Origin of the sequence: Chloroflexus sp. (genome assembly GCF_034434295.1) — a bacterium.
GTDB lineage: Bacteria > Chloroflexota > Chloroflexia > Chloroflexales > Chloroflexaceae > Chloroflexus.
In genome coordinates this window covers 48,913-59,168 of sequence record NZ_DAOTZQ010000074.1, presented here as the reverse complement: position 1 = coordinate 59,168, position 10,256 = coordinate 48,913, and the positions used below count along the sequence as shown (strand labels likewise).

Here is a 10,256-nt window from a genome sequence, read left to right as displayed (position 1 = left end):
GTGCAGATGCCCCTGATCGCCAGCACGATGCGGGGCTGTGGCCATGGCCTTCGTCCATGGGCCTGACCCACCACGCCCACGTCTCCATCGTCCTGTGCGTGTGCATCACGCGGGCAACGGCCGTCAATGGGGGGCCGCGAGCATGTGGCCCCGGCCCATCGCCGGCAGCCGCGCTTTCTGCCTTGTTGCCGTCCGCTGGGAACGGCCGACGTGGACATACCACTGCACGCCTGGACACCCGTACGGTGTGTCCAGACTGCTGCATGGCCTCGTGTCGTGCAGGGCATCCGGACCACTACTGGATACTGGTGGCGGCGTGTGGGCCATGGGCAGGGGTACGCGCTGCTGCCGAAGAACGGGCCCGCCGTCAAGCCAAGGCCCGCGCTGCTGCCGAAGAACGGGCCCGCCGTCAAGCCGAGGCCCGCGCCACAGCCGAAGAGCAAGCCAGATTAGTCGAAGCTCGTTTACGTGAACTCGAAGCAGAGCTGCGCCGCTTACGAGGTAGTGGATAAATACGTTACAGGTTGCCACTTCTCCGACATTGGCTTTACCAGTGTCGGTTAATGCTTTGTGTTTCGCTGACTGCCAGACTGACCAACGTACAAACTACACAGATCTTTTGTGCTGAAAGTAGACTGGATGGATGATAACCTTTCCGTCCCCGTCCTCCTGACCCATCCTCATTGGAGGCGGACACCTTCAATGAGAAATAGCTCCCACAGTGATGCTGGTTAATGGTGCGATATTCCGAGAGAAGCAGGCACGGCGGGTTGTGTCAGATGCGGAGCAGGGCCAGGGAGTGAGGTATGGGTCGCGCCCCTACTCATCCCTCCAGCGGAGGTAGACCGGGCGGGGTGCGAAAGATGACCGGAACCCACCTGGAGCACGCTCATTCCCCACTCCCCATTCCCAACTCCCCACTCCCCCATTGGGAGCGAAGCAGGGCCAGGGAGTGAGGTAAGGGGGTCGCAGCGTGCAGGATGATGTTAGATAGCGTGTCATGACTTCTATTGAACCAGATTTGATATACCTGCCATTACACACAATGTACGATACGCCTGAGACGAGTTATGCACTAAACTACTTCTACACACGAGTGCCTGATCAAGCCGCCGGTCAGACTGTTGAATTGGTCGCAGGAATCACGTGGTGAAGCAAAAAACTCTTGTGTCCAGACCAGGAGCAGAGGAGACGTGTATGCCCCCATCTATTGTCATCTGTGGCGCTGGAATCGCTGGCGTCGCCGTTGCCCATCAGTTAGCCGTTATTCACGGTTGGCGTGACGTCGTACTGGTTGAAGCTGGTGATCCTCTCGCGCTCACCAGTGATAAATCCACTGAATGTTACCGCAACTGGTGGCCTGACCGAACAATGGTTGCGCTGATGAATCGCAGTATTGAACGGCTAGAAGCACTAGCCCTCAGCAGCACCAATCGTATCCGGCTTAACCGTCGTGGCTACCTCTACGCCACCGCCGACCCCCAACGGGCTGCGCAGTGGCAATCCCAGGCTATCCAGGCCACCGCCCACGGTGTCGGACCACTCCGCATTCACGAACGACTTGATACCGATTACCAGCCTACCTCTGGTCATGACTGGCGTGAAGCGCCGGATGGTGTCGATCTCCTGCTCGATCCCGACCTGATTCGCCATCATTTTCCTGCCCTGGCACCTGCGACGGTGGCCGTCTTACACGTTCGCCGCTGCGGTTGGTTGAGCGCCCAGCAGTTGGGGGTATTGCTGCTTGAAGAAGCACGTGCGGCTGGCGTTACCGTAGTACGCGGACAGGTAACAGCAGTACAGCAGACCGGCGGTCGCGTTAGCGGTGTCCAGATCGCTACGCCCGGTGGTACACAATCCATTGCGACAGCGCGCTTTGTGAATGCCGCCGGCCCTCATCTGGCCACCGTTGGTGAACTGCTAAAGGTTGATCTGCCGGTACACAACCAGTTACACCTCAAAGCAGCCTTTGCCGATCCGCTCGGTGTCGTTCCGCGTAACGCACCCCTCCTCATTTGGGGCGATCCGATTGATCTAGGTTGGAGTGAAGCAGAACAGGCTGATCTGCAAGCCGATCCAGAAACCGCCTGGCTGACAGCACCACTACCCCCAGGCGTCCACTGTCGGCCTGAAGGTGAAGGAGGAAGTCAGCAGGTGTTGTTGCTATGGGATTATCACCTCCACGACCGGCATAACCGTATTGCCCGGTTTCCTGTGCCACTCGATGATAGCTTCTTCGAGATTGCGCTCAGAGGGATGTCGGTGATGCTACCCGGTCTCCGCACCTATCTTGAACGCTTACCACGGGCATATCTCGATGGCGGTTACTACACGTGTACTCCCGAAAACCGCCCATTGATCGGCCCCTTGCCCGTTGAGGGAGCGTTCGTGATCGGTGCATTAGCCGGCTACGGCATTATGGCTGCCCTCGCCGCTGCCGAACTCCTGGCAGCGCACATTATCGGTGAACCGCTACCCGATTATGCAGCAGCGTTTCACCCGAACCGCTACGCTGATCCAGAGTATCAGCAGCAACTGGCTTATCACAGTGATAGTGGTCAGTTGTAGCACCAGGCATACTCACGGTAGGAGCGCACCAATGGTAGCGGCAATGGCATCAGCATTGGTGCGTTCCATATTGCTCAGAACAATAACGACACTCTGGCTCTCAGGGTAGTAGGCGAGATGCGTAACGGCACCAGAGATAAAACCAGGATGGTAGATCACCCGCCGCCCGTTGCGCTCTTCAATCTTCCAACCGTACCCATAGTTACTCCGGTTCGGTGTATACATCTTCGCAAGTTCGTTTGCCGGTAGGAGTTGCCCACTATTGAGCGCCTGTACAAATCGGTAGAGGTCTTCAACCGTCGAGTAGAGACCGCCAGCGCTGTAAAGATTACTGGTATCGATGGGGATAGACCGCTCGATACCCGGCCCCAGGTACCCCACCGTGCCGTTGAGTGCCGAGGCATCACCAGTGTCGTAGCCGCTATTGACCATGCCTGCCGGCACGAAGATATTGTCGCGGATGTAGTCGGCGTAAGGCTGGCCACTAACCGCTTCGATGATCAGACCCAAAATGACATAGTTGGAGTTGCTGTAACGGTATGCACTCCCCGGCACAAAATCGAGCGGAAGGTTACGAAACCGATTCACTAATTGCCGCGGTGTCACCGGTGATAGTTCTACCTCGGCAAAGTTTGCAAAATCGGTATAGTTGGGAATCCCTGACGTGTGCGTTAACAGATGATGGAGCGTAACTGCCTGCCACGCCGCCGGGCAATCGGGCAGGTATTGACAAACCGACTCATCGACGACCAGCTTACCCGCCGCCTGCAACTGCAAAATCGCTACTGCAGTAATTGGCTTCGAGATTGAAGCAATGCGGAAACGGGTCTGAGCCGTGTTGGGAAGATTTCGCTCTGCATTTGCCAGACCGTAGCCACGTGCCACCAGGATACGTTCCTGCGTTGCAACCAAAACCGCACCCCAAAACTGCCCCTGTTCGGCAAGATTGTGCAGATAGCTATCAATCTGTTCAGCAATATCAACCAGACTCGGTGTCGGTGTAGGCTGTACCGGCTCCATCACAGCAATCAGTGGTGTAGTCGCCACTGCCGGTCCTTCCGGCGTAACACTGGGTAGAATGGTCGGCTGCGGCCCCACCGGTGCCCAGGAAGAGAGTACCGCTTCACGCCGGGCACATGCGGTCACTACACCGATAAGAAGAATACTGAACAGTACGAGTAATCTGCGCATAGCCAAACGTTAACCTTCCAGACGTAAGGGCGCAAAGCGCACCTGCGCTGCAATCATCGCTTCGCGTTCAGTCTCTGTCCAATCCGCAGCAACGATACTGACCTCATATCGTTGACGCAACACCATGGCAAAGGCTGCCGCAATGTGATGGATATCTGGTGGCGATTCACATACTGTTACCAGATCAGTTACCCTACCGGCCAATCGTTCGCCGAAGATAGTACGTTCAGCCTCATTCATGGCCAGCAGGGTCGCCAGTTGCCGGCCAGGCCAGTGTGTGTACAGGCCGACTTGAAAAAGCACCCCCTCACGCCGCCGAATCTGCGCAAAACCTACCAGCTTCCGACCCGCCACCAGTACTTCATACGGTGACTGACCACCAAAGCAGGCCCGTGCAATCAATGGATCAAGCGTCTGACGATCAGCACGTGCTGCTGCAATATCGATCAGACTGCTATGAATACCAAACTGCGCCAGCGTCGCCTGCCACACGTCGCCCAACCAGCGGTACGACTCACTCACGTCTGGATGGTACAGAGGATGGTCAAGCGGTAACGCAATATCCTGCATCAACAAGCCAGGCACGAACAATACTGCCGTACCACCACTTGATCGGCGATGAAGGGTAACCCCTTGCTGACGCAATGCTGCATGATCAACATCACTCAATTTCTGACCCGAACCTATGACCAGCGCGGGCCGTGAGCCGGCTGCATACCAGCGTATCGCGGGGCGGTTCGTCTCTTTCAACCCTGCCAGCATCGCCACCCCAGCCGCCAGTTCAGTGGTCGGATCGCTCTGTGCTGGTGGTAATAACCGCCAGATCACGCTACCACTTCCCATCGACAATCTCCCAACGGCACCGCAAAGTGTTCGGCGACGCCAGCAGCCAGGCTCTCGATACGGATTCGCTCTGACGGTGGTAACGGCTTGAATGGCCGCAGCGTCACAATGATACTACTACCACGCCAATCGTAACGCCACGTCCCGGCAATCCGTCCGTGCACTAGCATTGTCGCTTCAATATGTCCGGCCGGTCGCCAGACCCGATTGTAGACATCAGCATCAATGAGCCAGCTTTTGTCACGGGTACCGAGCAATAACGGATCAAAACGCCCCAATAGGTGCGGTGGCAAATCAGCGGGTATCGGTAGATCGGTCAGCCGATCCAGATGACTCTGCAACCACCACGCCGGTTGTCCGTCTACTGATACGTTTACCACATCTTCACCAATCAACGCCAGCCAACGCTTCATTTCAGCCTGCGTACGTCCGCGCCAGCACGTCATATCGACCAGCTTTACCGGGCCAAACAGAGCCAGATAGCGCCGGAGCATCTCTGCATTTGCCGTATCGGTATCAGGCGGTTCCCACACCAGATCGGAGCGCCAGCGTAATCGGTGCGCCATGCGTGCTTCCCCGCCACACGGCGCCGCGTGACACGCCAGACCACGCCGGGTTAGAATGGCAAATACACCTCCCCACCCTGACAAATGGCGCTGATCAATCGCCGGCAACAGGCGGCGCAGGTCACTCCGCCCCAATGTCTCGTGTTCGTAGAGCAAATCCCCTACCCGCGCAATAAATGCCTCATACTCGTCTACCGCCCAACCGTCACGTTGGGCCTCTTGTTCCCAATACGTGGCCCGCCCGGCCTGCATACCGTACACTAACGGCCAGTCAGTCATGGCGTACAGATGCAATGTACCACGCTGCCCCCAGAGCCGGACCAGCGACCGTTCGTGATACAGCAGATGTTCGAGCTGACGAACACTAAAGCCTACCACTCGATTCCATAATGCCAAACCGGCGGCGGGTAGAATCTGGGCCTGCACGCCTGCCAATCGCTGCGCCGCCACGAGCGGGTCGGGAAATGGCGTCAACAGGCCATGATTGACATACCTTACACTAATGACCTGTTCTCTTGTCAGAACAGCACCAATCTTCATGGATCCTTCATCAATTCTAGCGCAACCACGCCACGCCCAAAAACTCTTACCAGTGGCTCGCCATCTGCAGGAATGGTTGGCGTGGGCAAAACTTCCACCGCAGTCGAACCAAGTGCCTGTAGTACGGCTGCTACATCTTCTGCGTTGGCAAATGCCGGCAACACGACCAACACATTATCTGCGGCGCTTGTACCGCGCCAGATCTGGGGTCGCATGGCCGGTGGTATATCAGAGGTAAGAAAGCGCACCGAGTCACTCAATGCCCACTCACGCGGTAGATAGACCGTTACCGCCGGCTCATCCCGCTTCACCGGCAAATGAGCGATCTGGGCCATCACGGTTTCCACTCGATCAAACTCACCATACACTCGTGGATGAGTGCGCATTTGCCCAAAGTAGACCCACAGATTGAAGACAACGCTGATCACCAACATCCCTGTAATGAACCACCGCTGCCATTCACGCCCACTGCCCAATCGACTCAACCCCCACCCTGCCAGCACACACGCCGGGGCCAGCGTGCCCAACGCCCGCATTGCATGCGGCGCGTTGAAACTCAACAATCCCGGCAGGTGGTAGATCAGCCATAGTGCCGCTATCACAGCCACCGCCTGTCGGCGCATCTGCCAGGCCAGCCCCAACCCGATAAACAAGAACATACCGAACACGGGGTCAACCATGGGCGCCAACGGCAGATGATGACGACCATTGGCATCACCTTGGACGTGCCACATCAATCCGTAACGCAGGAGATGTTCGCATAGAAAATTGAGTGGTCGGTGGCGGGTGAGATCGTCAGCCTGAAAGATTGAGACAAAACCAACCCGACGATTGAACCCGGCACTATCGTTGACAATATAAAGCACCAGCGGCAACAGCACTACAGCTCCTAGCAGTGCTGCTACCAGCAACCGTGACCAGAACAATCGCCAGCGATTCCAGTCACGACCAAGACGAAACAGGGCAACGACCAGAAGAGCCAGCGGTGCCAGACGACCGGTATGATACGTATAGACAGCTAATCCACCCAGCAATGCTGCACCGCTAATATACAGCCACGAACGCCAGTGCGATTGCTCCGGATCAAGCCCTCGCCACAACAAACCGCCGGCTATAAGCACCAACAGATGGTCAAGCGTCGCCGGGAAGGCCCAGCGACTCATACTCAATGACCATGAAGCCCAGGCCAGTAACGCAGCCCCCAACACTGCTGCGCGCCGCCCCACAATTGGAGCCGCAAACCAATAAAGGGCCAGTGGTGTTAGCGCACCGGCCAGCGCACTCACCAACCGCACACTCCAGGCGTGCGGCCCCAGGATACCGACAAACGGCGCAACCAGATAAAAGAACAGTGCCGGTAGGTCTGCATCTTTAACCACGTATACGGGCCGGAACGTCGGATTTGTCCAGATTTGCAGAGCCAGCAACCCATGGCGCGCTTCATCCCGCCACAGGGCTGGTGGCATCTGGTCAAGCGCAATCAGACGTGTGATTAACGCTACACCGGTAATACCTGTCAGCATCCACCCAATCGGCCACGAAGCGGACTCTTCGCGATGGTGCAGCAACGACCACGCCAGCCAGACCCCAGCAATGCTGATTGGCAGCATCAGCCAGACAGGTGCGCCGAAGCGCAACGCCAGCAGACCGGCAAATGCACTTATCAAGCCCAACCATGGCCACTGTGGTTGTAGCGTAACCCAATGCGAAACACGAGCAGAACCGGCTATGATCAGCGGCCATCCGGCAAGCAACCCTATCGGCACCAACGGCCATGCCGGCCACGGGAGTGTAGGCAACCAGTACTCGGCCACAACCGGAACGAAGGCCAGCCCAACAGCCGGCACAAGCGCCAGTACAGCCGTTCCATCACGCCATCGCCCAGACCAGCCCCAGACGATCCCTGCCCACCACACCAGCAATGGCAACACGGCCCACCCAATAAGCTGGCCACTCAGTGGCGGTCGCGTCGTTGTTGTGAGCAGCTTCACGCTACTGAGTGCCACCCCAAGCTCACGCACATCAGGCAACGCTACGTAAGCGTCCGTTCGCCAGGACAGGAACGTCTCAGTAGTGGTAGTGGTCGGCAATAATAGCTGATAACGCCGCCAGTAACCGGCTACGGTTGTCGTTGCCAGGTGGCCATCTTGATAAGAAAAAGCCACCTGTGCTGGCTTCATACCATCCCGACGCGGGGCAGCCAATCGCAATTCAACCAATGCCGGTGCACCGCGATACCCATACAGGAAGAGCGTCGCCTGCGGGTACGACCAGCGGAACAGCCCGTCTTCATTCTGCTCGTTACCGTGAAACCTGACCAGCGGCGGTTCGTTATCCTCGCCAACCTTCCAATACTGCGCCGGATGGTCAACACCAGCCCAGAGGACACCCAGAGCAAGCAAAACGAGCGTAATCGGTAGCCACAAGGCAGGCCACCTGACCAGGATTGGAAAATGAAGCGCACGAATCATGGTGCGTATGATACCATCGTTGCAAACGAATGCCCTGGAACAACCGCCTATGAAACACCGACAGTTGCATTACCACGTAGTACACCGAGCAGCCAGTTGGTCAGATCGATCAAACTACGTTTGCCAAACAGGCGGACATAATCGGCTGCGGCGATCAAAGGCCCTGGATCGGCACCACCGTTACGCTCGCGCAAATACCAGCGGTGATCCATTATCCAGCGGTACAAATCGGCCTCCGTACGCCCCGGAAAATAGCGCAGTGCGTTTTGGCTCCGGATCACTTCAACAACCGGCAGGTACACATTATCGTACCAGCTCGCCACTGCCTCTTCGCGTGATACCGGTCGGTTCAGCTCCAGCCCCAGATAGTAGCGATGGGCATTAATGTGGCGGATCAATTCAAGATACCCACCCGGTTCGCTAAACTCAATGCGCTGATCAGGGCGTAGATCGGCCAAACCAGTCCACTCGAGAAAATCGCTATACTCCTCCTTCAAAAGCAGATCTTTAACGCTCAGGCTGGCATCGAGTGGCACATCAACCACCAGCTCAGTGACAATGGCATCAATCTCGCGCTGCCCCTGGAAACGAGCCACCGAGATGCGATGATGACCATCTTTCACAAAATAGATATCGCCAAGCTTATACAGCTCTACCGAGGGGAGCGGAATACCCTCGTGATGCGCTCGATCAATACTCATCCAGCGAAAGCGATTCGCATTATGGCGAGGGGCGAACTGCCGATCAAAATCACTGTACCGACCTTCACTCCCCACAATCTTCTCAAGTGGCACCGTCTGATGACCGAGGTAATGCTGACCGCGCACGCGGAGCCTGGCCCGCACTTCGTCAAATGGCAACAATTCATTTGGGCGACGTGTTACCAGCGCGAGTAGCTCACGCACGATTTGATCGCGACGAATGCGCGTAAATTCATCATGGACGATAGCTTGAATGGCTGACATCGGCCTCTCCTTTCGGCCTTACCGTAATTGATAGTCAGCGCACAGGACAACGCGCTCCATCACCGACCGGCAACACCGACGGCCGTAGCCGCGGGTAGCGTACCATGGTTCTGAGATGATTGCAACACCTTATCAACTAATATCAAATCCGCTCTACTGGCACTTATCGCTCGTGATCGCACTATCACGCCGGCAACCTGAGCGCAGGTCGCTGATGGGTTATCGTCGGCGAATTCGTAGGGGCACGGCATGCCCTGCCCCTACAACACCAGCGCCAGCGATGCATCATTCAGATGCCGCATCAGGGTCATCGTTGGCCGGGGTATGATGACTGTTATCCTACCAGATGCAACAAAAATGTTTTATGTCAAATTAACAATCGACTAGATCACCAGATCGAGCACCCGATAACCGGCTGTGTTAATCACCAGCGTTTGACCGCAGAGTGTCTCTGTCGCGTGACCAAAACCGTAAGAGAGATGGATATGACCGTGGATCAGATAGCGTGGTCGGAACCATTGGATAAAGCGCAAGAGGGCCAGAAAACCACGGTGCGGATAATCGGGGCCATTGTGAATGCCAAGCGGTGGCGCGTGCGTAAGCAAGACATCAAGGTAACGCCCGTACCTAAGCCGGTTCAAGAACAGGCGTGGCGCCATCCGCAACACCCGTAACATCATTTGGGTTTCGGTATACTGATGATGACCATCAGGCTTATACCGGATCGAACCACCCAGTCCACCAATTAACAGTCCCTGATGACAGACAACATGATCTTCAACACACGTTGCACCACGAGCATAACTGACAACCTGCCCATCGGCCTGTACTTCCGGCGAATCGTGATTGCCCCACACATAAAAACAGGGCTGCCCCAGCATCGTGACGACAAATTCCAGATAGTAGATTGGCAGATCGCCGCATGCTAACACCAGTTGCACATCAGCAAAGCGTTGCTTGATGTTCAGGCTATAGACGGCTGGAACGATTTCATCGCTGATCGTTAGAGTTCGCATGCCGCCTATTGTAGTCTATCTGGCTCTGGACGTGGTCAGAAACCGGATGGTTGCCAACTCACTCCCAGCGTAACGATCATGCATACCGCACAACAG

At 56.5% G+C, this 10,256-nt stretch carries 8 protein-coding genes; 2 read left to right on the top strand and 6 right to left on the bottom strand.

Features of this window, described 5'->3' with window-relative positions:
• Positions 1–263 precede the first annotated feature (263 nt).
• Entirely contained in the window at positions 264–512 is a 249-nt protein-coding gene (locus VAE57_RS10930) for a hypothetical protein (RefSeq protein WP_322821913.1), read from the top strand.
• Between the two features lie 685 nt (positions 513–1,197).
• Positions 1,198–2,568 (top strand): FAD-dependent oxidoreductase, encoded by a 1,371-nt coding sequence (locus tag VAE57_RS10925; protein WP_322821912.1) that lies wholly within the window; start codon positions 1,198–1,200, stop codon positions 2,566–2,568.
• A 12-nt stretch (positions 2,569–2,580) separates the two neighbouring features.
• On the opposite strand, the gene VAE57_RS10920 is transcribed toward VAE57_RS10925, so the two are convergent.
• The 6 genes from VAE57_RS10920 to VAE57_RS10895 all read right to left on the bottom strand — a co-directional run bounded on the left by VAE57_RS10920 (position 2,581) and on the right by VAE57_RS10895 (position 10,160).
• Entirely contained in the window at positions 2,581–3,759 is a 1,179-nt protein-coding gene (locus VAE57_RS10920; protein ID WP_322821911.1) for a serine hydrolase domain-containing protein, read from the bottom strand.
• 9 nt (positions 3,760–3,768) lie between these two features.
• The gene (locus VAE57_RS10915) at positions 3,769–4,602 is read right to left on the bottom strand and encodes a lipoate--protein ligase family protein (protein WP_322821910.1); all 834 of its coding nucleotides are present in this window, start codon (positions 4,600–4,602) and stop codon (positions 3,769–3,771) included.
• Positions 4,584–5,708, bottom strand: a complete 1,125-nt coding sequence (locus VAE57_RS10910; protein ID WP_322821909.1) for a winged helix DNA-binding domain-containing protein — start codon at positions 5,706–5,708, stop codon at positions 4,584–4,586. The genes VAE57_RS10915 and VAE57_RS10910 overlap by 19 nt, the downstream gene beginning before the upstream one ends.
• Entirely contained in the window at positions 5,705–8,179 is a 2,475-nt protein-coding gene (locus tag VAE57_RS10905) for a glycosyltransferase family 39 protein (protein WP_322821908.1), read from the bottom strand. The genes VAE57_RS10910 and VAE57_RS10905 overlap by 4 nt, the downstream gene beginning before the upstream one ends.
• Positions 8,180–8,226: 47 nt before the next feature.
• Entirely contained in the window at positions 8,227–9,144 is a 918-nt protein-coding gene (locus tag VAE57_RS10900; protein WP_322821907.1) for a DUF4032 domain-containing protein, read from the bottom strand.
• A 383-nt stretch (positions 9,145–9,527) separates the two neighbouring features.
• Entirely contained in the window at positions 9,528–10,160 is a 633-nt protein-coding gene (locus VAE57_RS10895; protein ID WP_322821906.1) for a metallophosphoesterase, read from the bottom strand.
• Positions 10,161–10,256 lie beyond the last annotated feature (96 nt).

Bases quoted from the DNA above. Each gene is read 5' to 3' on its own strand.
- VAE57_RS10925 (WP_322821912.1), top strand. From the start codon at position 1,198: ATGCCCCCATCTATTGTCATCTGTGGCGCTGGAATCGCTGGCGTCGCC.
- VAE57_RS10895 (WP_322821906.1), bottom strand. From the start codon at position 10,160: ATGCGAACTCTAACGATCAGCGATGAAATCGTTCCAGCCGTCTATAGC.
- VAE57_RS10910 (WP_322821909.1), bottom strand. From the start codon at position 5,708: ATGAAGATTGGTGCTGTTCTGACAAGAGAACAGGTCATTAGTGTAAGG.
- VAE57_RS10920 (WP_322821911.1), bottom strand. From the start codon at position 3,759: ATGCGCAGATTACTCGTACTGTTCAGTATTCTTCTTATCGGTGTAGTG.
- VAE57_RS10930 (WP_322821913.1), top strand. From the start codon at position 264: ATGGCCTCGTGTCGTGCAGGGCATCCGGACCACTACTGGATACTGGTG.
- VAE57_RS10915 (WP_322821910.1), bottom strand. From the start codon at position 4,602: ATGGGAAGTGGTAGCGTGATCTGGCGGTTATTACCACCAGCACAGAGC.
- VAE57_RS10900 (WP_322821907.1), bottom strand. From the start codon at position 9,144: ATGTCAGCCATTCAAGCTATCGTCCATGATGAATTTACGCGCATTCGT.
- VAE57_RS10905 (WP_322821908.1), bottom strand. From the start codon at position 8,179: ATGATTCGTGCGCTTCATTTTCCAATCCTGGTCAGGTGGCCTGCCTTG.